General features: G+C 36.4%; 23 protein-coding genes and 1 tRNA gene. 2 read left to right on the plus strand and 22 right to left on the minus strand.

Going from position 1 to position 20,639, the window contains the following annotated elements; translation table 11 throughout:
- Window positions 1–118 precede the first annotated feature (118 nt).
- The 6 genes from PS053_RS09495 to PS053_RS09520 are packed head-to-tail and all read right to left on the minus strand — an operon-like array spanning window position 119 to window position 3,940.
- The gene (locus PS053_RS09495) at window positions 119–871 is read right to left on the minus strand and encodes a hypothetical protein (protein WP_125282436.1); all 753 of its coding nucleotides are present in this window, start codon (window positions 869–871) and stop codon (window positions 119–121) included.
- Window positions 813–1,394 (minus strand): type III secretion apparatus protein OrgA/MxiK, encoded by a 582-nt coding sequence (locus tag PS053_RS09500; RefSeq protein ID WP_044711068.1) that lies wholly within the window; start codon window positions 1,392–1,394, stop codon window positions 813–815. Before PS053_RS09500 ends, PS053_RS09495 begins: the two co-directional genes overlap by 59 nt.
- Before the next feature lie 20 nt (window positions 1,395–1,414).
- Window positions 1,415–2,146, minus strand: coding sequence for an EscJ/YscJ/HrcJ family type III secretion inner membrane ring protein (locus tag PS053_RS09505; RefSeq protein WP_059218065.1), 732 nt, complete (start codon window positions 2,144–2,146; stop codon window positions 1,415–1,417).
- The gene (gene sctI / locus PS053_RS09510) at window positions 2,143–2,475 is read right to left on the minus strand and encodes a type III secretion system inner rod subunit SctI (protein ID WP_001110551.1); all 333 of its coding nucleotides are present in this window, start codon (window positions 2,473–2,475) and stop codon (window positions 2,143–2,145) included. Before sctI ends, PS053_RS09505 begins: the two co-directional genes overlap by 4 nt.
- A gap of 20 nt (window positions 2,476–2,495) precedes the next feature.
- Window positions 2,496–2,735, minus strand: a complete 240-nt coding sequence (locus PS053_RS09515; RefSeq protein ID WP_000796268.1) for a type III secretion system needle complex protein — start codon at window positions 2,733–2,735, stop codon at window positions 2,496–2,498.
- A 20-nt stretch (window positions 2,736–2,755) separates the two neighbouring features.
- Window positions 2,756–3,940, minus strand: a complete 1,185-nt coding sequence (locus tag PS053_RS09520) for a PrgH/EprH family type III secretion apparatus protein (protein WP_000429639.1) — start codon at window positions 3,938–3,940, stop codon at window positions 2,756–2,758.
- Between the two features lie 250 nt (window positions 3,941–4,190).
- On the opposite strand from PS053_RS09520, the gene PS053_RS09525 reads away from it, so the two are divergent.
- The gene (locus tag PS053_RS09525) at window positions 4,191–4,715 is read left to right on the plus strand and encodes a helix-turn-helix domain-containing protein (RefSeq protein ID WP_001195876.1); all 525 of its coding nucleotides are present in this window, start codon (window positions 4,191–4,193) and stop codon (window positions 4,713–4,715) included.
- Complete coding sequence (locus tag PS053_RS09530; RefSeq protein WP_001139239.1) at window positions 4,693–4,989, plus strand: hypothetical protein; 297 nt, start codon at window positions 4,693–4,695, stop codon at window positions 4,987–4,989. Before PS053_RS09525 ends, PS053_RS09530 begins: the two co-directional genes overlap by 23 nt.
- A 149-nt stretch (window positions 4,990–5,138) precedes the next feature.
- On the opposite strand, the gene PS053_RS09535 is transcribed toward PS053_RS09530, so the two are convergent.
- The 16 genes from PS053_RS09535 to actS form a co-directional block, all read right to left on the minus strand.
- Window positions 5,139–6,212: an EscU/YscU/HrcU family type III secretion system export apparatus switch protein gene (locus PS053_RS09535; protein WP_085456574.1), complete on the minus strand. Its 1,074-nt coding sequence runs from the start codon at window positions 6,210–6,212 to the stop codon at window positions 5,139–5,141.
- 8 nt (window positions 6,213–6,220) lie between these two features.
- Entirely contained in the window at window positions 6,221–6,988 is a 768-nt protein-coding gene (gene sctT, locus PS053_RS09540; protein WP_256878866.1) for a type III secretion system export apparatus subunit SctT, read from the minus strand.
- Between the two features lies 1 nt (window position 6,989).
- Window positions 6,990–7,250: an EscS/YscS/HrcS family type III secretion system export apparatus protein gene (locus tag PS053_RS09545; RefSeq protein ID WP_000341007.1), complete on the minus strand. Its 261-nt coding sequence runs from the start codon at window positions 7,248–7,250 to the stop codon at window positions 6,990–6,992.
- 9 nt (window positions 7,251–7,259) lie between these two features.
- Window positions 7,260–7,922 carry an EscR/YscR/HrcR family type III secretion system export apparatus protein gene (locus tag PS053_RS09550; protein WP_000071525.1) on the minus strand — a complete coding sequence of 221 codons (663 nt, stop codon included), beginning with the start codon at window positions 7,920–7,922 and terminating at the stop codon, window positions 7,260–7,262.
- Complete coding sequence (locus PS053_RS09555; protein ID WP_256878865.1) at window positions 7,912–8,823, minus strand: YscQ/HrcQ family type III secretion apparatus protein; 912 nt, start codon at window positions 8,821–8,823, stop codon at window positions 7,912–7,914. Before PS053_RS09555 ends, PS053_RS09550 begins: the two co-directional genes overlap by 11 nt.
- The gene (locus PS053_RS09560) at window positions 8,823–9,698 is read right to left on the minus strand and encodes a SpaN/EivJ family type III secretion system needle length determinant (RefSeq protein ID WP_059277531.1); all 876 of its coding nucleotides are present in this window, start codon (window positions 9,696–9,698) and stop codon (window positions 8,823–8,825) included. The genes PS053_RS09555 and PS053_RS09560 overlap by 1 nt, the downstream gene beginning before the upstream one ends.
- Window positions 9,685–10,134: a hypothetical protein gene (locus tag PS053_RS09565; protein WP_054412927.1), complete on the minus strand. Its 450-nt coding sequence runs from the start codon at window positions 10,132–10,134 to the stop codon at window positions 9,685–9,687. Before PS053_RS09565 ends, PS053_RS09560 begins: the two co-directional genes overlap by 14 nt.
- The gene (gene sctN, locus PS053_RS09570; protein WP_256878864.1) at window positions 10,124–11,416 is read right to left on the minus strand and encodes a type III secretion system ATPase SctN; all 1,293 of its coding nucleotides are present in this window, start codon (window positions 11,414–11,416) and stop codon (window positions 10,124–10,126) included. Before sctN ends, PS053_RS09565 begins: the two co-directional genes overlap by 11 nt.
- A 26-nt stretch (window positions 11,417–11,442) precedes the next feature.
- Window positions 11,443–13,503 (minus strand): EscV/YscV/HrcV family type III secretion system export apparatus protein, encoded by a 2,061-nt coding sequence (locus tag PS053_RS09575; RefSeq protein ID WP_059236715.1) that lies wholly within the window; start codon window positions 13,501–13,503, stop codon window positions 11,443–11,445.
- Window positions 13,496–14,641: a YopN/LcrE/InvE/MxiC type III secretion system gatekeeper gene (locus PS053_RS09580; RefSeq protein WP_059236713.1), complete on the minus strand. Its 1,146-nt coding sequence runs from the start codon at window positions 14,639–14,641 to the stop codon at window positions 13,496–13,498. Before PS053_RS09580 ends, PS053_RS09575 begins: the two co-directional genes overlap by 8 nt.
- Window positions 14,642–14,645: 4 nt before the next feature.
- Entirely contained in the window at window positions 14,646–16,352 is a 1,707-nt protein-coding gene (gene sctC, locus PS053_RS09585) for a type III secretion system outer membrane ring subunit SctC (RefSeq protein ID WP_059236711.1), read from the minus strand.
- A 4-nt stretch (window positions 16,353–16,356) separates the two neighbouring features.
- Window positions 16,357–17,106 (minus strand): helix-turn-helix domain-containing protein, encoded by a 750-nt coding sequence (locus PS053_RS09590; RefSeq protein ID WP_000568785.1) that lies wholly within the window; start codon window positions 17,104–17,106, stop codon window positions 16,357–16,359.
- A gap of 340 nt (window positions 17,107–17,446) precedes the next feature.
- Window positions 17,447–17,626: a GhoT/OrtT family toxin gene (locus PS053_RS09595; protein WP_001023678.1), complete on the minus strand. Its 180-nt coding sequence runs from the start codon at window positions 17,624–17,626 to the stop codon at window positions 17,447–17,449.
- A 69-nt stretch (window positions 17,627–17,695) separates the two neighbouring features.
- Complete coding sequence (locus PS053_RS09600; protein ID WP_370649773.1) at window positions 17,696–19,261, minus strand: glycoside hydrolase family 15 protein; 1,566 nt, start codon at window positions 19,259–19,261, stop codon at window positions 17,696–17,698.
- 393 nt (window positions 19,262–19,654) lie between these two features.
- A tRNA-Gly gene (locus tag PS053_RS09605) sits at window positions 19,655–19,728 on the minus strand.
- 144 nt (window positions 19,729–19,872) lie between these two features.
- The gene (gene actS, locus PS053_RS09610) at window positions 19,873–20,628 is read right to left on the minus strand and encodes an amidase activator ActS (protein ID WP_010331023.1); all 756 of its coding nucleotides are present in this window, start codon (window positions 20,626–20,628) and stop codon (window positions 19,873–19,875) included.
- Window positions 20,629–20,639: the final 11 nt, after the last annotated feature.

The following is a 20,639-nucleotide window of genomic DNA, read 5'->3' on the forward strand; positions in this document are numbered from 1 at the left end:
AAATAAAGACCACAAAATACATTGATGAAACCATAATGAATTATCATCAAAGAATACTTATAAATCCCCGTAATCATAATAATAAAAATGAACAGCAACATAGCTGGAGGAACTCTAATTAATAACCAGAGCCACCTTCATTATCCCCCATAATAGTTTCCTCAGAACATTCAACTTTATTGAATATTTCAACATCACTATTATCTGTCATCCTTTTGGAATTTAAATCTTTCATTATAATATCTAATGCGAAATCAGAAATTTCACGAATTTTCTCAGGAGAAAAATAATTATTCTTGGACAAGAATAACTCACACTTATCGACATAGTTGTGTGGGCAAAATTCTGCTATAAATTGTTCAGTAAAAAAAACAAATTTATTATCTTCATGATAGTCAATTCTTATCTCTTTCTGCAACCTGGTAAAACAAGAAGATTCTGTATAAAGAAACTTTTCTTTATACCTGGATGGTACATAAAGATATACCAGACTATCTGTAGTGGGCAGTTTTTCTAGCCATTGCTCAAATACACTTTTAAAAACTTCAACATTTTCCAGGGATTTTAATAAAATTCTTTTAAGTTCATCGATTATTCTTAATCTATTTATTTCCAATGCATTACTAAAAACATCGATTATGGAAACAACACTTCCCCGTGCATCTATAATTCCTTTTACATAACCATCATAATAGCCCTGAACAAACTTTTTTTCCGCACATTCATCGATCTCTTGCATTCGCTGCCTAGCTTCAATAATGGAATTTTCTTTAATTGATGCTATTTCGGTTAGTTCATCAGCAAGTTCACCTTTAATCAAGACCCCATTTAATGGATATTTCGATAAGTTCATTTCTATTTTTTTTCGCATAATCTGTAATCCTCTTCAAGAGTAAAGGTGTCACAGGAACTATTGTACTTATGCTATCAACAAAATCTGGAAATAATAAATTAAACCGTTGCTGAATAGCCAAAGGCTGTTGTCGCATAAATGATAGCAAGACCGAAAAACCAAAACTTATTATATCTATATAGTTAACAGATTTTGGTTTATGTAAAAGTTTATCAGTCAATAACACTGGTGAATTTTCATAATATTGTCTGATAACGTGAGGGATCTTGTAAAATAATCCACGCTCAGCAAATTTATCTCTATAAAAATGACAACCGGCGAGTAAACAAATCAATGGGAGCAAATCCCAATTATTTATATAAAATAACAATGAGCTATTCAAATCAAATTGTTCTGTAGACAGATTAAACTGCCTAATAATTAAATCATTAGCCAGCGATTTAACCGACACGCTGCTACATAGAGCCATCTTATTGCTTAATCTATCAGGATGTATGTAACTGATTGGATCATACATAATTTTGCTAAGTGTCAGGTTCATTGTAATCTCTTCTGGTTATTTTATTTTTTTAATCGCAAAAAACCCGTTATAGTTGATTTATATTTCCAAATTGCACAACAAATTATGATAAATGCCAACAAAACTAACAAAGCTTTTGTAATGTTTGTATCTGGAGATATTATTGGTTTTTTTATTTCAATTGTTGGAGCTTGAGCGATAATATCTCTGCGTTTTGAAAGTACTACTGAAATATTATCGTATTTGACACTTGCAAAACTATTAACAATGAAACGTTTAATATCGTTAATTTTTATTTCAGGATTAATATCTTGTTCGTACACTGCAAGCACTGATATATGAACAGGAAGAGTTGTTTTGCCGCTATCGCCACTATCAACATCGTAACTTACATGCACTCGTGATGAGATGATACCATCCATTATCTTTAGTGATTGTTCGAGTCGCTGCTCAATGGCTGAATATAACCTTGCTTTTTCTGCGCGTGGCGAAGAAACCAGTGCATCAGCAGGAAACATTTGCGATATTTGAATATCGGGTTTACCTGGAAGGTTATAAATTTTTAACCAATCTACAGCTGATGCAAAATCCGCTTCTTCTACATATATAGAGAATCCTACTTTTCCCTGATCTTTCTTTTCTGCACTAATATTATGCCTTTGCAGAACAGCGAGAACATCATTAGCTTGCTGCTGATCAAGATGGTTCAAAAGCTCCTGCTGCTTACAACTGCACAGCAGCAGGATTAACAACGATAACAGTATATATTTCATGAGCGAGTCAGAGTCTCAACGGCTGCTACAATTTTTCTTGCTAAAGTCCCGACAAGTGAAACCTCAACATTATAATTGAGTACGTGATCCTGTAAGGTCAAAAGTTTTTCTGGTGTCAGCCCTTTTTGATCAGATCTTAATGCCTGTAATGCACTTTTTTGCCAATTTTCAGTTTGTACAGCATAACTGGCAAAGACATTAATCATTTTAGTATCAGGATCAGACATCTCCTGAATCCGGCTATTAAGATCTATGACTTGAGACTCCTCAGTTTCCAAAACAGGTGCTTTCGTAACTGCATATACATAAGGCCCGTTGTCTGCTGGCATATCTGGCTCCTTATCGCGTTTTAACGGAAGTTTTGTATAATCGCGGAATCAAGATCTTTATAAGCTTTGACTACGTTTGATTGCGCGTTTCGGTACAATGTATATTCAGCCAGAGCACTTTGATATTTAGCAAGAAATTGAGGATCTGACGGGTTAGTTGCTAAATCTTCAAGGGCTTTTTCAACTTGCTCATTCAGATCATCGACGCCTTTATCAAATTGCTCACTGATATCCATAATATAACCATTCCAGTCTGCCATATATCCCCCTTAATTAATTATCACTGAAATATCCATTTACTACCCTGCGATTTTTCAAATCTATTATCGCCATAGCCGAAGGAACTGTTGTTAACATCCTGATTTTGTAGATTTATATTAAATCTTATATATTGTTTACCCCACTGCTTATAATATTCATCAACGTAATCATTAATTTTATTTAACTCACTATCACTTAATGAACCAATGATATTAAAATATACATTATTAGCTGTTTTATATTTTTCATAAGTAACCCCAATAGACGAAAGCGTGTCAATAGCTTGAGCTTCAAGAATATTATCATCCAATATAGCAATACTTATTTTAGTAGCATAAGGCATTTCATTTAATAAACCGGTAATGATATTATCAATGAGTTGTTTAGTGATCGTATTTCTTTGTTTACTTACTGTTAATCTTGGATTGTTTGCTGGCGAAAGTTGAATTTTGAAATATTGGAGATCAGGATAATTATCGGCAAGCCATGCATAAATACGTGCAGTCTCATCATTATGATCAATCACCCGCACAGGTTTGGCTGGCTGACTTTTTTCCAATGCTTGCTTTACCCAAACAGCTTCATCCTGGCTGCTGGTATTTATATATATAATATCATCTCGACCATACAGAATGGCATAATTCTTATTTTTGTTTGAGAGTATTTTATCAATGTGGCTCACCTGATAATCATTCGCAGAATGATAAGTAAAACTAAGGTATGTAATGAAAATAATAAAAATAACTAAGCTTACTATTACTAGTTTTGGAGAGATTATGTTGGCTAATAAACGACTGGAAAAACGATGACGCCTATCCTCAGCACTTGGTATAGTGTACTGCCAGATTACATCTTTTTGCTTTATAACAAATTTCAGTCCCAATACCTCGATTTGTTGGTTCAATGCCAAATAAATATTATCTGGCTGCTGTTCAGATAATACCCTTACTGCTATGATGAGTTCGGGAGCTGTCGTTATTATTATCTCAAAACTGCCTGTACTGTCTCCATATGGGATAGTAATGATATTTTCCGGCAGCTCTGGGAACGAATCACTTTGACCTAATGACGCATTATCACCAACAAGAACGAGCAATCTCCCATTCGTAATTTCAAACTCACATCCATTCAGAGGCCCGCTCAACAAACGAATGGCATAAGATTCCATAAACTCTTGTGATAATGCATTATCATTATTTTCCATGATCGCCGCCCGCTAGTTCCATAAGCTCCAGTCTATAATAGAGCATAACAACGGCGCATTCCTGACCAAATTATGATGATGACAAACAATAATGTCATATTTTACAGACGAATGTTATAAAGAGCACTTTGTAGATATTTACTCACCATATCAGGTGATCACCCCATTTACACATACAGTTAACCATAAATACAATAATAAAATTACCTTGTTATTTTTATCCCAAAGATTTTATACGACAGGTTCGCACATGCAGGTTTTCTCCAGTAATGTTTACTTTAAAATTGGCATCGAAGAAATAAATTCCTCTCAGAAAGAATTTTTCAAGGATTTCATAGCATTGGTTGACTTGGGACATTGTTTTATAATAATTAATGAGAATCAATCAAAAATACTATATTCATATACTGACCCTGTAAATATTTTCTTGTGCAATAGTTTTATTAGAATTCCAAAAAATATAACAACCAAGGATTTAATTAGTTGCTTTAAAACAACTAATTATAGAGAAAAACAGTGCTATAAGCCAGAATCATTAACCAGGGATGAAATAGATGTTTTACGATTGTCTGTCTCATATTCTCTAAAACAAATATCGATAATCAAAGGAATTGAATATAAAACTGTCTCATATCATAAAATACGAGCGTTGCATAAACTTAACATCAAAAGTATCGTTGAGTTATTTATCTCATTATCTGAATGGGGAAAACATTATGAAAACATTAAATCCTGTATGCTGGAGAATAGGAATGCCATCAATAAAATTCATTAAAAAATCATATGCTACACTAATATTGGTCTCTTTTCTCTCCGCATGCACTTCGGGACAATCGTTGATAAAGAACGATGGAAATCAGGCATATAATGAGTCAAATGCTATAATTGACGCACGAAAATTTTTTACTGAACACCCTGAGTACCTCACATCTCCCGTGCTCGAGAAAGAGCTATTTAATGAGTTTGCGAAAGTGACTACAGTTCCAGCTTATAAGGAAATGAGTATGTATCAACTACTTTTAATTTCTCAAGATCATATTTCTCGTTAACCAGAAGATAATACTTATCAATTGAATTGATATTTATAAGATTATCATCCATAAGAATGGGGAACGCGATAATAAGGTAGAAAAATTTTATTTAAATTTCTGCAATACCTATTGGCTATTCTTCCCCTTCTCTGCAAAATCTCTATTTTTTATTTCACCTCATCCTCTAATACCGGTTCCTCTGTCGCATCTGGTTGCCCCGCATTCTCGACATCTTCCAGCCATAACAATAACCGCAGTATTTCATCTAAGTTCTCGAAACTAACATAATCATAGCGACGATGTGTCGCGTAAATTTTACGAGCCAATTTTTTATCCGTAATAACAGGGACACCAATTTCCTGCGCATAACGCCTTATTGCCAGTGCAACTTGATTGGTTGCCCTTACTGAAATCAACGGTATTGGTGATAAATTTGGTTTAAAATATATTCCAATCGCTATATGTGTTGGATTAGCAATCATAAGCCGACTATTACTCACATCTGATTTTAATTGTTCTGACAGTATTTCTTGATGGCGTTCTCGGCGCTTAGATTTCACTTCTGGGTTCCCTTCTTGCTCCTTATACTCTCGTTTTACCTCCTGTTTATCCATCTTCATATCCTTCATAAACAAAAAGTATTCTGCAATATAATCAAAAATCAAGATAATAATCATACTAACAAGACAATATAGAACAAGAAGAAATAACATCTCTCCCCAATCAGATAGTAAAGATATAATATCTCCATCAAGCGTTTTAAAAAGAAGAGATTTATTGTTTCCCCAAAAAACTCTTATCGCCAGACAGAAAAATACTATATAGAGAATAGCTTTAACAAACTCCTTTAGTGTTTTCAAACTAAATATTTTCTTTAATCCATTGATGGGGTTAAGAGAATCAAATTTTAATTTGATAGCTTCTGTTGCAAGTTTCATTTTACTTTGAAACCATGAAACCAATATAGTGGTGAACATACAAACAAGTAAGAAAGGAACTATTGTTTTTAACCACCCAATGCCAATAGCTTTAAAGTAATCCCATATATCAGGTTTGGCATTATGATCCAGTATATACTCAAGTATCGACATAATATGATGCACATCGAACACATATCCAAGATATAAGGTCCCGACAAGCATTATTAAAGAGACAGTCAAGTCTCTACTTTTTAATATTTGTCCCTTTTTAGACGCATCTTTTAATTTTTTGTCTGTTGGCTTTTCTGTTTTATTAGCCATGATTCACTCTATTTAACAAAATACCGTTGTAATTGCTCTGGATAGAACGATATTGGCATCACTCTTTCAGCTAAAATCGGCCCAAAGTAAACTATCAATATAAAGAATGCCAGTGCACTTTTAATGGTCAATGAAATTGCAAACGCATTTAACTGAGATGCATAGCGAGAAAGTAGCCCAAGAACGGCCTCTCCCCCTAACATGACTGCAATCACAGGACTTGCATACACTATGGTGTGAGTCATTATATTATTAATCAATGATAAAACAGGCACCAGATTAGGAATGCCATTATCGCCAGGCGACCATAGCGTATAACTCTGCCATAAAGTTTCGAGAATAAAGTTCATTCCTCCATTGGTCAGATATACCGACGCTGAAAAAAGATTAAATAATCTTGCCAGTTCTGAGGTATCCACACCTGTAGCAGGATCTAATGTGCTACTTAGCGTTGCTCCTCGCTGGTTATCAATAAAACTACCAATTGCGAGAAAAATCCAAAACGGAGATGCCAACAAACATCCAATCAATAACCCGATAAGAATTTCTCTGCTTGCAATCAAGGCTATATTTATTTTATTTAAAGTAAGTAATTCATAATGAAAATGTTGAACTAATGCAAATGATAATAATATTATTACAGGATGACGAACAACTGCCGGTATATTACCGCTAGCAAAGAATGGCAATAAATAAAAAGTTGGTGCTATGCGACAAAATCCGATCGCAGTTGCAGCCATAATACTATGGATTTCATATAATAACTCTTGCTCCACGTTAGCCTCTCGACAATGCCAGGTTTAGCATTTCGATACCAAATGCATATAATTTTTCGCCATACCATCCACTCATCAGAAAAAAACAAATACTAACGCACAATAATTTAACACCAAACGGTAAAGTTTGTTCTTGTAGCTGTGTTACTGTCTGGAAAAGACCTACCAGCAAACCGATTATTGTTGCAACAGCAATTGGCCCGGCAGACATTACCAGAATTAAATAAAGTGCTCTATTGCCAGCAAAAACGATATCATCCATATCCATTCCTCAAGGATTTATGGATAGATCAAAATATTGCAAAATCAATCCTTTTGACAACATTGTCCAACCATCCATCGCAACAAAAAGAATTAATTTTATAGGTGTAGATATTGTTACGGGACTCATCATCATCATTCCTAAAGTTAATAAAACACTTGATATAACAAGATCAACAACAACAAAAGGCAAATAAATATAAAATCCTATGATGAATGCACTTTTTATTTCACTTAATGCATACGCAGGCAACAATGACAGGATAGAAATGTTTTCCTTACTGAATTCATCATTTTCCTCGTTATCATCTGCCTTTCGAATTTTTTCAAAAAAGTTTACAAGTTCAGGTTCAGAATATTTTATTAAGTATGATTTATAACCACTCATTCCAGTTTCAACAAAATTCACGACAGATTCAACATTATCAAACGTTAAATTTTCATTTTGGCTGTTATAATAAATTTCTTTCCCGACAGGCAACATTACAAACATTGACAACAAAAGTGCAACGCCATTTAATGTCATATTAGAGGGTACTTGCTGCAATCCTAAAGCGTTACGTACTATCACAAATACGATAGAGAATTTAATAAAGCAAGTACCTGATGCAATGAAAAATGGCAATAATGTAAATAGCGATAATATCGCTATGAGTGAAATACTATTCGACATTTTTACTTCCTGATAACCAAGAGTTTATTATTACGCCTAGCTTATTATCAATTTCCACAAGCTCACCATGACCTGCAGTAACACCATTTATTCGTATTTCAATATTTTTTTCGTTTTCTGGTGTTACTGATATTATCTTGCTCTCACAAAGAGCTTCTACTTCACGTAATGTGAATACTTTACTTTCTAGCACAAATTCAACTTTAACTGGTAAATTGTCGATGCTGTTAATCTCAACATCATCACCATAATCATTAGTTTCAATGTCTTTATCATTTTCATAACTATCGTACATCATTAATTCCTCTGAATATGTCAGCTCACATATATCTCTATTATATATAGAAACGTATGCTTTTCTTGACGTTATAAGCAAAATATCTTTCAATCTAATTTGATTGATTAGTCCAACCGTTGTTTTGCTAACACCAATTATAAAATTAACGGGCCAACTTAATTGACTTCTATTGATTATGGCGAAACTATCATATCTGCATGTTGCAACTCTCTCCACCCATAAATTTAATTCACCGGTCCAGAGTTTTATCATAGAATGTGAATGAGTGAGTACTCCATCAAAAACCTGACCAGCACATAAATGTTGATATTCAAGTTCAGGTAAATTTAGTTTTAACGGTTTTTCAGTTAATTGAACCCATTCACTAATTAACCTTTCAGCATCAGGCATTATAGCCATTCCGGCTAATTTATGATCAATCAACTGGAATATTTCACGAAGTGATACCCAACCTGACCACTTTCCGTGTTCATCTGCAACCGGCAACCATTTGGTATTAATCTCTGGAATTAACATTTCCGCATCTTCACCACTGGCTTTCCAGTTTTTACAGGTGATTTCAAGAGCATGTTTATCCCGATCAATGTGTCGCAAACCAAACATTAGCTTTCATCCTTTTGCTCGTACCCAAATTCCTCTTCATTTTGCAGTTCTTCACGTTGACTATGCTGTTGGCGTTCTCTTTCATCGTGCTCAGTCATTACCCATCGTTGAGACATTTCATCCCTGTTCTGTGCATCATAAAGCCTGTCTGTGACAAGTGAATCAGAGGGTTTTAATCTCAAACCTTCACTACTTTCCAAAATTTGAACCGAATGATTTTTCCCCCAACGCTGAAACTGATATATTAAATCACTACCTGAACTATTCTCAGCATTGGTATTATTTATAAAATTAGCATTATGCAATAATGAATTAATATTCTTCGATAATAAATCCTTCGACTTTTCAATATGTTGTTCGGAATTAAATATATTCGCTATATCTACTTTATCATAATGATTTATAGCGCTATGCTGAGGCACATTGATGGTTTCTCTATGTTGCATTTTTTTATTACGTGTTTCATTTACTTCTGATTTATCAGCTTTTACTACAGATTTATTTGCATTTTTTTTAATCAAATAATTTACGGTATTATTAACCTTTTCAGTATGGTTGCTAATGTCTTCTATTTTTAGACTTACCACTTTATCTTTCGTTGCGTTTTTTATCCCCCTTTCTTGCGCAGGGAAGACATGTTCTTTTCCTGACAGTGCAATCTTTGTCGCTTCTCCGGGCAACTGATTCTTTCCTTGTTTTTCTGAGACTGAAGATTTGATATCATGAGTCTGTTTTAGTAGCTGTAGCAGAGTACCTGCAACGCTCTCACTCTGTTCTTTATTTTTATTCTTTTTCTTTAAATAATCTTCTAAATCCGTTCCAGAATGCTCAGGGGATTTAATATCTGATACAGCAATTTGCTTAATTCCGTCCATTATATTTCTCCTCCTGTTCAAGTTCATCCTGATAAAGCATTTGTATGAGCAACTGATTTTTGATTCTTTTTTTCAGCCGTGCGTACTTTTCACTTTTTAACCACCAATATTTTCTTTGCTTCTGATGTTGAACTATTTCCTTATCAAGTACTTTTTGTCTCTCATGATTTTTTTCTTTTTCAAGATTGATTTCAGCTATTTGCTGTTGGATAACCGCAATCTTGCGTAACGCGTAAAATATGTCTGCACGCAAGACAACCTCTCCGACAAGCTCCTTCATCTCTAATAATGCCTGAAGGTTTTTCAGCTGCATGTCGTACATGCGTTCTCTTTCAAGCAATTCATTTTTTTCAGTTCGTAACTTTAATAATAAAGCCTCACACGTCGCTAAGCTTTGTGCTGTTCTCCTTAGCAATCGCTCAATCTTACCTAACAATGCGTTCAAGCTCTTTCAAAGTTTCGTGCATTGGCATTTTTTCATCCAGAGACTGTTTTAGCCATTTAGTAAGTTCTGGACGCACATTCATCGCAAAATCATTATCAGCACTTTGGCCAGCACGATATTCCCCAAGATCAATAAATACCTGTAAATCCTCTAAAGTTGTGAGTAGTTTTCTCACCCGTGCTGCAAATTTTCTGTGTTTTTCATCTGTAACTTGCCCAAATACGCGGCTCACACTTTTCAATATATCAATAGCAGGATAATGTCCTTGTCCTGCAAGTTTACGGCTAAGATAGATATGACCATCAAGTATAGATTTTATTTCATCTCCCAATGGATCAGATTCATCTTCACCTTCCAGCAGCACGGTATAGAAGGCGGTAATACTTCCTTTTTTGGTTGATCCAGGACGTTCCAGTAAACGTGGCAAACTATCGAAAACTGAAGCGGGATAACCGCGTCTTGCCGGCGGCTCACCCGCAGCAAGCTTCATATCCCGAAGAGCGCGAGCATACCTTGTCATGGAATCTATAAACAGAACAACACGTTTCCCTCGATCCCGGAAATATTCGGCTATCGTTGTTGCCATTAACGCAGCATTACATCGGTCAACTGATGAAAAATCAGAGGTCGCATAAACCAAAACGCATCGCTCCGCATTCACTGATTTTTTTAGAGATTCAGCGCATTCCGTTACTTCTCTTCCTCGTTCACCAATTAAGCCAATAACAAATACATCCGCCTCTGTATTATTGACCAGCATATGCATTAGCACTGTTTTGCCACACCCGGCAGATGCAAAAATACCAACACGCTGTCCGATACCACAAGTTAATACACCATCAATGACACGGATCCTCGTCTCAAGCGGTGTATCTATAACTCTGCGCTCCAGATATGACGGGGGAAGAGCATCAATCAGCCGTCGTTGCCCTTTTTCTTCAGGGACATCAGGAACAAATCGTTCCATAATTTCCCCCGAAGCATTCAAAACTGAACCAAGAAGAGCATCATTAATTTGGATTGTTAGCTGTTCTCCTGTTGGTTTCAGTACCGCTGTACGGGTCAGACCAACAGAGTTTCCGATGAGATTCAGCAATGTTTTACCATTACGAAATCCAACCACCTGCGCTCTGGCTATACGTTTTGAAGCTTGCCAGTTTTCATAGATCTCGCAAATTTCCCCCACAGACACATCATCCAGTGCAGCCTCAATCAGCGAACCATTAATGCTATGCAAATAACTGTATTTGTTTAATAATTTTATGTTCTCCACATATACTCCATTTGCATATCAGGTTGCTAGATAGTTTTTAGAATATTTATAGAAACATTTTCTGTCAGTTCTCCATAAGATAGAACTTCAAGATCACGATAATTAGATTCAATTAACTTTTTGATAAAACGTCTAATATCTACAGAACCAAGTAAAACAATATCTTTAATAGGTATGTTAATACCTGAAAGCGCCAATTTAAAATTATCAAGAATCATCTCAGCCTCGGATGCATCAAGATTTAAGAAAGTTCCACCTGCCGTTGGTCTAACTCCGTCTCTTATTCGATCTTCTATCTCTGGTGAAATAACGACTGCTTTTATCTCTCCAGAATATGAAAATTTATGGCATATATAGCGCCCAAGTGCCCCTCGAACATGTTCAACGAGGGTAATGATATCCTTCTCTCTTGGACTCCATAGTGCTAATGCTTCCATAACCAACCGCATGTTGCGAACTGAAATACGCTCCTGAATTAATCGCTGAATTACTTCAGATATGCGCTGTACAGTAATATAACGCAGTATTTCCTTTAGTAGATCAGGATATTTCACTTCGAGCTGATCAAGAATATATTTTGTTTCTTGTATACCGAAATACTCATTGATATTATGAGCAAGACAGACGGATAAATGATTATACATTTCATCCATAGCTGTACGTGTATAGCAGCCGATTCTTGTTAATTTCTGAGCATCATTTTTCGTAACCCAATAATATTGTTCTCCATTGCTGTTCACTATCACTGGTTTTTTTAAGAGCGCCGAAAAAATCTCATCAGAATACTCTATCAGCAATACCATATCATGATAGATCTTAAATTGAGAGGCCCTAACTTCATTCAACATCAATATTACATCTTCATCATTAAGTCCATCCCCCTCACGAATAACAATTCCAGGTATGCGAATTCCATATTCGATAAAAAACTGGCTACGAATTCTGTCTGCAAGATTAATATCAGTATACTTTTTGGCCTGTTTACTATTCATAATCAGAACAAGCGGAACAGTTTCGGTAATAACTTGATCCAGTTTATTAATAATGCCCAACGAGATATCATCATTCTGATTATAAGGCTCCAGACCAAGTGATATTTCATCTTCAGTAGCCGTGTTCTCTGTATCTTTCTTCTCAAATTTAAAATAAAAGTAAATCCCAAGTATAAATGCCAGACATAAAAAAACGGCAAGAGGAAACCCCGGTAACAATCCTATACTTAATGCAAGAACGCAGGTAACTATAATTACAAATGAATTACTTAACAATTGGGACATTATATTTTTCCCCATATTGTCACTATCACCATTTACACGTGTAACAATAAAACCGGCACTAATAGCTATTAACAGAGCTGGTATTTGAGAGACAAGTCCATCTCCCACAGTAAGAATAGTATAAACGGTTAATGCCGTTGAGAAATCCATTCCATTCTGACCTACCCCGACTGATAACCCACCAATTATGTTGACAAATATAATAATAATATTAGCAATTGCATCGCCTTTTATAAACTTCATCGCGCCATCAAACGAGCCATACAATTGGCTTTCTCGTTCCAAAACACTCCGTCGTTCTTTGGCTGCTTCTGCATCAATAATACCGGCTCGTAAATCTGCATCGATACTCATTTGTTTACCAGGCATACCATCGAGAGAAAAGCGGGCCGCAACTTCCGCCACACGCTCAGATCCTTTGGTAATCACGATAAACTGAACAATGGTTACAATTGAAAATATAACAAAACCAACAATAAGGCTGTCCCCAATAACAAACTCACCAAAACTTGTGATAATTTCCCCAGCATCAGCCTCAAGGAGTATGAGTCGACTGGTACTGATAGCGAGTGCTAAACGAAACAAAGTGGTTATAAGAAGAATTGAAGGAAATGATGAAAAGCTCAGTATTCTATCTACATAAAATGATCCTAAAAAAACTAAAATAGCCAATGTTAAATTGAGACCAATTAAAAAATCGATAAGGTAGGTTGGTAATGGAATGATAAGCATGGCGATAATCATCACCATTAACCCTAAAATAATTAATTCTGGGTGGCTACGTAAACCTATCAGAACCTTATTAAACATTGAACATTACCTTCTTCCATGATTTTTTATTATTTATGTTTTTATCTCTATATGTTTCAAAGAGTTCTACATTAAATGTTTCTTTTATCATTTTCTTGCAACACTCTCTGATCTCTAGTAATTGTTCATTGTTTATAAAAAGAGAAAATGGCAGATTATTACAACCACTATAGATTGTTTTGAGTAATGAGGTTCTTTCCTTAAATCTGGTATCGATTGGTAACGCCGCCAGTGCGTTCTGCATCAACTCTTCTGCTGTTTCTGGAAATTTAATTAATGATATTAAAAAAAATATCCAATAGTCTTCTGCAGCAATAGCTTTTTGTACTAAAGCATTATTCATTATTGTTTTAAGGAATAAGTTCTCTGCTGACTGCAGTGAAAGTAGTTTTGCCAGTTTATTAAGAAACAATCCAAACTCTAGTGATGAGCAACTTGCATCTAATGCATTGATATCAGAGAACAATGATTCTTTAATAAATTTAGTAACCATGCTCCTGTTTTGATAACCATAGCTACCAATCCATTCAACATAGGTATCTATAGCGTCCTCTTCTGCCATCAGAAACTGCCGATAACTGGTTCGCAATAACTTTGGATTTAATGAAAGTGTTTTGCCAAACAATTTTGCTTTCAAGGCACTATTGATACCGCTATTAATGAATTTTTTCGTTGTCTCTTCATCAACTTTTTTAAGTAAAGCTTCAGCGTTGAGCCTTGCTCTCTCTGAAATTTGTTTTTTGCGCAGTATCCCTCGCAGAACAATGACTAAATCACTTTCATCAGGAAAGAGTTTTTTTGCAAAGACATATAGTTCATGCTCATGTGTCGCGGCAGTTTTAAGCGCTTCCATGACTTTATCCGTTTTCTCGACAGCATGGTCTTCCAGAATATACTCTTCACCATCAAGAAAATGAGCTAACTGCTCTTCATGTACTTTCTTTTTCATAAACTGCGTTAACGCAGCTGACATCTCATCTGTAGCTTGAAAAAATCGAGCTTCTTTTCCCGCTGGATCATCACCAACTTTGAACATTTCAGCTTCAATTTCCTCACTATCTTCTGCAACAATATTTTCTAGCCGAGAAACCTCTCTGGATCTTTCTAATACACCTACGTGCTCAATGTGTGTCGCCATTTGGTTATCCTCCGACGACTTCACGATTAAGATATGTTTTTACCCATTTTTGTAGCAATTCATCTTTAATATCTTTATTTCTTACCATTTGCTCAGAAATAGCGCTGGCATCAACCGCAGCGTCATTTGCATTATTCATCATACCTTCATCGATTTCTCTTGGTTCTATAAGAAACACACGCACAATATTATTTTCATTTGTTCCTTCATAGCTAAATAACTTTCCAATAAAAGGAATGCTACCCAGTATAGGTATTTTTCTACTCTCATAAGTGTTAGTATTTCGAGTATATCCCCCAACTAATAAACTTTTTCCTTGAGGAACCCGTGCCACCGTACTAATCAATGTCCGTCCGACCTGTGGCAAGTCATCAACATTTGTATGTTCTGAACTTATTTCATTGCCATCTTCAATATTGAGTAATAATTCAATTTGATTCTTCGCTGCAAAACGGGGAAGCACACTGATCATTGTACCGTAAGTGACTTCATCCAGTTCAGCAGTTCGCTCCCCAACTAACTTAGTATAGAAAGTACGGTTATTATCAAATATTGCAGGTATATTTTCCTGGGTTAGTACAACTGGACGAGACACCACTGCAGCTCTTTTCTTTTGTGCAAGGGCCTGTATAGTTGCAATAAACTGAGTCCCATCGAGGGTACTAATTGAACCAGTACGATTAAATGATGCACTTAAATTAGAACCAATTTTTATCGTACCAGACCAGTCTGCACCTATCTGTTCCAAATCTGTTTTATCAATATCTATAATCCATAAAGATAATTCAATATGCCTTTTGGGAATATCTAAAGCGGTTACTAGCTTTTCAATAAAATTAACCTGGGAAACGGTTCCTTTAACCAACAAACTGTTTGTGTCTGGATAAGCGATGATTTGTATGTCATCTGTAGATGGCGCGCCACTTGTTGAAATTATTTTTTCTACCTGTAAATCACTCTCTTCTTCATCTCCCACAGGAAAGGGAGGCATCCGGGTTGGATTTTTTATCTGCTGAGAGCTGGAAAGTTCAGACAGTACGTTAACACCTGTACCTTGCTTAACATGACTATTCAGTAAAGTTGAGAGCACTTTTGCCATGCCAGGAATTACAATATGCTCACCGCGTAAATCATAATTTCGATCGTTCACGAAAGTGTTAATGAGATGTATAACACCTATTTTATTACTTCCAATTTCTATTCCATCACTATTTTGCTCAAGTAGTTTTGCAGCATTGATCACCAGTTCAACATAAACAGGAGGACCTGAAACATAAAAAGTTCCATTACTTCCTCCCTTTATTTCATAACGAACATTATAGAGTCCTGACCGTTTTAAGAAATTATTAAATTCTGCTGTCGAAATTTTTCGTAAAGTGATTAATGCATTACGCATTTCAGATGAGTCATAAATATAAATAGCTTTGCCATCATCATACCAAATGAGTCCCATTTGTCGTGAAAGACGCTCAATCAATGCATAAGGATCTGTTAAATCAAAGTTGCCACTAATTTGCTTTTTCATCGCTATCTTACTTACGATAGTTGGCTTCCCTGCATACGATGATACGGTTTCAAAAAAACTACGTAAATTTTCTTTATTTGCCATATACCCATTAGCTGTTGTTGCCGCAGCCATAGATGTAGCAAATACCGGGAAGATAAAAAAAATCGTAACAAATAATAATGTGATCTGTGATTTTATTTTCATATTATTATAACTTCTTACAGAGTTCTCTTGGTGTTTTTCCTAATCGGCTTTTTACTTCCGCAGAAAAATGGGATGAAGAAGAATAACCATACTTATGGGCAATAGTAGTCATATCACTATTGCCCTCAATGATTTCTAATACTGCTCTTGCGACTCTCCATCCACAGAGTTCTGTTTTAACTTTACCGCCCAAAGCATAACTGCATAAACGACGAAAATGTGAATATGAAACACCGTAGAGTTCACCAAGATCATACAGTGAAGTTTGCATAAGTGATTGAGATAATAAATAACGAACGAGCTTATAACACTCTGTTTTCCTTAGATGTCTAAATAATATTTCGTTAGCATTATCATTGCTAAGATAAACAGCCAGAAACCAGGCTTCACTTGCAACCTTACTAAATAGTACCATCTCGGATGTAAAGGGTATTGCATCGGCAAAAAACTCATGATGTTCTCTTTCTGCAACACCTGCGGACTCATCTATAAAAGCTAATAGTTTACTCAGGATATCAATTCGCAGTGGGTGATAGACAACTTTTCCCGTGATCACCTCAATTTGGCTTCTATCAAGTAGAAGTAAAACATCTTCTACAATAATTATTCTTTGATGATTGTTCCCAATGCTAACAGCAAGGCTTACATCTTGATTTTCATTGTATCTTAAGAACCACAATTCTGGGTCCAGCAGAGTTAACTTCTGTCCTTGAAGCAAAACACTCATTGGAAGTAACAGCCCTTCTTCAATCATGTTTCATCTCCTTATTCCATATTCTCATTCTCCATAAACTTTCAACAGAAACATGATTAAAAAATGATGATTATCGCCGAATAAATAATACTTAATCTTCATTACCCTTACACAAACAACCTCATAAACATGTTATTTATCAATAAATTACACAAGAAACATTATCAAATTAGATGTTCTTATATTTTTAGTAAGTCGTCATGGATGTTACCTGGTTAATATTTTATGTGAAGGTCATTATTTTTGTGATTCTTATTAAAGATTTATTTCCTTTCGTAGAGTTAATCATTTCCTCTCTTTGGGAGTGCTTATGTTTTTCTGAGTTGTACTTGCATTTATCTTATTGCTCAGATTTGTGTATCATCAGACTTATAACAGCAGGAAAAAGACTTAACGGCCATGTCAAACCAACTATAATTGCAGAGAAAAAACGAAAGAGTAAAGTTTCTTCTGACAAAATAAAGATCACTATGGAAGTAAAAAATACGCCGAGCAGATAGATAAGCAGAAGTATATTCATTTTCTTATTTTCCTTATCCGCAAACGCAATCAATTGCGGCTCTTAACATTAAGAACCGCAATTGATAAGTTAATGATTTGCATCCACCTTATCATGCATGACGCTTGAAAACTCTTTCAGCATTAATGTCATCGATGCTTTTGACCAGTTTAGCGGGATAATTGGGCTTGGAACTTCATGTAAACTGCCTGATAAATAGATATAATTATAGCTTTCCGGCAATGCCATTTCCGGTACATTTCTGCCATTTGCGCCAATCATGTTCGCTCCTGTAATCTGAGCTATAGAACGATTCATAAATTTTACAGCATCATTTAAGTATTGATCTTTCTGAGTTTCTTTATAAACAATCACTGCTGATTTTGCATACCATGAGTCAAAAAACCATTCTGCTTCTGTTGAAGGAATAAAACTATTCTCTCTCTTTATATGAGAGAGTTCATCAGTATCCGTTTTTATATTGTTAAACCAAAAATTGGCTGACTGGTAGTTATCTTTCTCGTACCTTTTTATACCGTAAGGACCTGCCAGCGTTTTTACCAACTTTAGTACCTGCTCCTTACGTCTGGTATTTATCTTAGAAAGATTAGCAGGATAAATAATATTGAGTAGTGCCGCGTCTGCTTCCCGGTAGTGTTTATCACTTCCCAGATAACCTGGAGATTCTCCACCAAGATCAAGCTGCAAAGTGATTCTTTCATATCCTTTATCAATTTGGTGATTGAGTCTGTCAATGGTCAGCGGCTCATCCAGTTCATTAATTTTCGCCTCCTTCACTAGCTCCGTAGCAAAATCAGACTGTTTCCTGGCAAGTAATGTAACAAGGCGTTCCAGTCCCGATGTGACCAACGCGACTGATGATGTATTGAGACGAGCATCCTCTTCCCACGCACCAGAATCTTCCATTCTGTAAAAACAAACCTTATCCAGGTAGGCAACAAGAAGCACGACTGACTTTAAACGGTCCCCTTTTTCCCAGTCTTCAGCTTTAATTATCCCCGTATCAGCAGCCTGAATAAGAATATCAAGGTACAACCCAAGGGCATCATTTTGTTTATGGTTCCATAACTGAGGTTTGCCACCTTCCTGGACATCTGCCATTACGGAGGAGTTACTATCAAAGCGGATATGCACGGCATTCATTTGTCCATTAGGTGCATTTATTAGTTCTGGATTATTTATGACATCCTGCATTCGTTTTATTTGCTCTGGCGTCGACATATAATCCCAAAGCGTTAACAACACTTTTTTTGCCGAATCTTTATTATTTTCATCTGATGCTAATGCCAGATATCCCCATAGACTATCCCTGAGCCAGACCGCATCATAATGGGTTTCTTCAGCCGTTTTATCATCTTCAAATGTCGACGCAAGGATAAACGTTCCCCATGGCTTATCAGTAAGTGCCAGTTTACGTGTATTCTCTGTAATTTTTGTCAGTTGCAAAAGATCGTTTTGTGTATAACTACTCTTTATCTCATTTTTTAATTTATCTGCGTGTATATATATTGGATAATTCGGATACTTTTCTGGATTTATTGATAAATAACTTTTATTTATTGCTGATGGCTTTTCATTCAGATGGCTAAAAACAGATTCACTCGTCATTTCTGATGACATTGCATAAGTCGGCATACAAGCAAGTACACTTGTGAGGAAAATATCTACAACCGATTTCCTTTTCATAAAAAATCAAGAATCCATACAGTCTGGTTTAAAACTGTAGCTAACCACTTCTATAATATTTTGAAAATAAGGTTATTTACTTAATCCAGATAAGTAAGGTTGTCTATATTGAGTTATGTTTATTACAGAAGATTAGCCTTTGGAAGGTGGTTTTATAGCGCAACAGGAATTGTCCCAGCAAAAACAGACGCTGCTAATGGTTTTGCATTTGCTGTCCTGCGGAACAGGCACTGAAGTCGCCTGGTAAATGCGAATACCACTCTGTTAAGTGCTATTCATATCACGGGTGGGAGACAGAATCACCAGAACGGGTGTCTGTATCTGCTTTCGCTGTTCAGGAAGTGGAGCGAGTGAGGGGAATCGAACCCCCGTCATTTGGTTGGGAACCAAAAGCTCTACCATTGAGCTACACTCGCGAATGATCACGTTGTCGGAACGCTTAACACTCAGGTTGCATGCGCCACCGCTAAACTAACTCTGTATTAAAGAGCGTAAGGGATTATAAACCTTACGCTCTTCTTGGCAAGGGACTTCCCCACTGAATGGCGATTAATTCGCCGTCAACATTTTGGCTTACTGCCCTGCGGTGGCAAATAGCGCAACGGATCGATAGCTGTCGCCCGATAGCGAATCTGGAAATGCAGACGCACAGATGCCGCATCAGAACTCCCCATCGTCGCAATTTTTTGCCCTGCCTTTACCGTTTGCCCATTGTTCACCAACATCGTGTCGTTATGGGCGTATGCGGTGATGTAATCTTCACTGTGTTTAATCATGATGAGATTACCGTAACCACGCAATTGATTACCGACATACACGACCTTTCCAGCGCCTGCGGCGTAAATTGGCGTACCGCGCGGCGCTGAGATATCAATCCCTTTATTGCCGCCATCTGCCGTCGAATACGGTACGATAACTTTCCCTGTCGTTGGCCATAACCAGCAACGTTGACCAACCGGCGGCCATGAAGATTTTGGAACCGCTGAAGATGGCGTTACAGCGGCTGTTTTCGTCGTCGATTTTGCAGTGGATTTACGCGAGCCGCTGCTGCTTTTCGCCCCACCGAGTTTCAGTTTTTGGCCGACTTCTATGGTATACGGAGGAGAAATACCGTTCAGCCGGGCGAGTTCTTTTACGCTGGTTCCCGTGGTGCGTGAAATACGATAAAGCGTATCCCCCCGTTTCACGGTGTAAACGGAGCCAGAATACGTTTCGGTATTTGATGATTTGCTACCCGAACAGCCCGCCAAAAGCAGTCCTGTCGATAACAGCATCACAATCCCCAGAGTGTGTTTATTCAGGCGTCCTGCGCTCAAAATTGTTCCTC

It is taken from the genome of Escherichia albertii (genome assembly GCF_028622335.1).
In the GTDB taxonomy this organism is placed as follows: domain Bacteria; phylum Pseudomonadota; class Gammaproteobacteria; order Enterobacterales; family Enterobacteriaceae; genus Escherichia; species Escherichia albertii.

Coding starts and splice junctions, on each gene's coding strand:
- PS053_RS09495 (WP_125282436.1), bottom strand. CDS start 871: ATGCGAAAAAAAATAGAAATGAACTTATCGAAATATCCATTAAATGGG.
- PS053_RS09500 (WP_044711068.1), bottom strand. CDS start 1,394: ATGAACCTGACACTTAGCAAAATTATGTATGATCCAATCAGTTACATA.
- PS053_RS09505 (WP_059218065.1), bottom strand. CDS start 2,146: ATGAAATATATACTGTTATCGTTGTTAATCCTGCTGCTGTGCAGTTGT.
- sctI (WP_001110551.1), bottom strand. CDS start 2,475: ATGCCAGCAGACAACGGGCCTTATGTATATGCAGTTACGAAAGCACCT.
- PS053_RS09515 (WP_000796268.1), bottom strand. CDS start 2,735: ATGGCAGACTGGAATGGTTATATTATGGATATCAGTGAGCAATTTGAT.
- PS053_RS09520 (WP_000429639.1), bottom strand. CDS start 3,940: ATGGAAAATAATGATAATGCATTATCACAAGAGTTTATGGAATCTTAT.
- PS053_RS09525 (WP_001195876.1), top strand. CDS start 4,191: ATGCAGGTTTTCTCCAGTAATGTTTACTTTAAAATTGGCATCGAAGAA.
- PS053_RS09530 (WP_001139239.1), top strand. CDS start 4,693: ATGCCATCAATAAAATTCATTAAAAAATCATATGCTACACTAATATTG.
- PS053_RS09535 (WP_085456574.1), bottom strand. CDS start 6,212: ATGGCTAATAAAACAGAAAAGCCAACAGACAAAAAATTAAAAGATGCG.
- PS053_RS09545 (WP_000341007.1), bottom strand. CDS start 7,250: ATGGATGATATCGTTTTTGCTGGCAATAGAGCACTTTATTTAATTCTG.
- PS053_RS09550 (WP_000071525.1), bottom strand. CDS start 7,922: ATGTCGAATAGTATTTCACTCATAGCGATATTATCGCTATTTACATTA.
- PS053_RS09555 (WP_256878865.1), bottom strand. CDS start 8,823: ATGTTTGGTTTGCGACACATTGATCGGGATAAACATGCTCTTGAAATC.
- PS053_RS09560 (WP_059277531.1), bottom strand. CDS start 9,698: ATGGACGGAATTAAGCAAATTGCTGTATCAGATATTAAATCCCCTGAG.
- PS053_RS09575 (WP_059236715.1), bottom strand. CDS start 13,503: ATGTTTAATAAGGTTCTGATAGGTTTACGTAGCCACCCAGAATTAATT.
- PS053_RS09580 (WP_059236713.1), bottom strand. CDS start 14,641: ATGGCGACACACATTGAGCACGTAGGTGTATTAGAAAGATCCAGAGAG.
- sctC (WP_059236711.1), bottom strand. CDS start 16,352: ATGAAAATAAAATCACAGATCACATTATTATTTGTTACGATTTTTTTT.
- PS053_RS09590 (WP_000568785.1), bottom strand. CDS start 17,106: ATGATTGAAGAAGGGCTGTTACTTCCAATGAGTGTTTTGCTTCAAGGA.
- PS053_RS09595 (WP_001023678.1), bottom strand. CDS start 17,626: ATGAATATACTTCTGCTTATCTATCTGCTCGGCGTATTTTTTACTTCC.
- PS053_RS09600 (WP_370649773.1), bottom strand. CDS start 19,261: ATGCCGACTTATGCAATGTCATCAGAAATGACGAGTGAATCTGTTTTT.